Source organism: Neomoorella sulfitireducens, from assembly GCF_024733845.1.
GTDB lineage: Bacteria > Bacillota > DSM-521 > Neomoorellales > Neomoorellaceae > Neomoorella > Neomoorella sulfitireducens.
Map to the genome: position 1 here is coordinate 1 of NZ_JANRHG010000035.1, position 1025 is coordinate 1025.

The 1025-nt window shown below is 59.6% G+C and carries 1 protein-coding gene; it reads right to left on the minus strand.

Annotation, left to right across the window (positions count from 1 at the left end):
- Positions 1 to 1025 (minus strand): molybdopterin-binding protein (locus tag NWF31_RS14455; RefSeq protein ID WP_258361206.1); only part of this gene is annotated, 1025 nt, incomplete at both ends.

Sequence of the window (1025 nt, forward strand, 5' to 3'; positions counted from 1 at the left end):
CCAAAAGAGCAGGCCGGGTAGCGGCATTCCGGGCAGCCCTGGCAGAGGCCGCCGGCCGCCAGCCCGGCTATATCTTTGCGTTGTATCTTTTCTCCCGTTAATACCCGCGGCAGGACCAGGTCAAAAATAGTGGCCCGGTAATACATTACACACCCCGGCAGGCCCATAATAGGCACCTCGCCATGATAGGCCAGCATGAACATGGCCCCCGGCAGGACGGGCGCACCGTAAGCGACGACTTCCGCACCGCTGCGGCGAATCCCTTCCGGCGTCACGTCATCGGGATCCACCGACATGCCCCCCGTCAGCACTACCATTTCCATGCCGGCAGCCAGCATAGCGGCGATGGCCTGCTCGATTGCCCCGGCATCATCCGGTACGATTTCTTCCCTCTCTACCTCTGACCCATAACTGGCTATCTTGGCCCGGACAACCGGGCCAAAAGCGTCTTTAACCCGTCCTTTATAAACCTCGCTACCGGTGGTGATCAGGCCGACCCGCAACCGGCGATAGGGGGCTATGCGGATAATCCCGCCGGCCCGACGGCAAATATCCTCCACCCTGGCAATGACTGCCCGCGGTGCCAGCAGGGGAATCAGCCTGGTGCCGGCCACCACCTGGCCGGGCGTAACCGGGTAATTGTTGTGCAGGGTAGCCAGGATGATGTCCGCCACCTCGTTTACTTGCTGCAGAACGGGAAGGTTTATCTTTAACAGGCCGTCCCTGGCGGCGATAAGGTTGACTTTGCCTTCTTTAGGCTCACTGAATTCAAAACCGTGATCGCCGTCGCCGGCTGCAGCCAGCGCCAGGCGCATGGCGGCCTCGTCTTCGTGAATCTCGTCCGGCCCCAGGGCCAGGACGTAAAGGTGCTCTTTACCCATTTGCAACAGTTCCGGTATATCTTCCGGCTGAATAATATGTCCTTTCTTAAATCGCCTTCCCTTGAACTCTCCGGGGACGATTTTGGTGAGGTCATGGGCCAGCACCGTGCCCACGCTGTCTTCTACCCGGACTTTCTGGAGCAT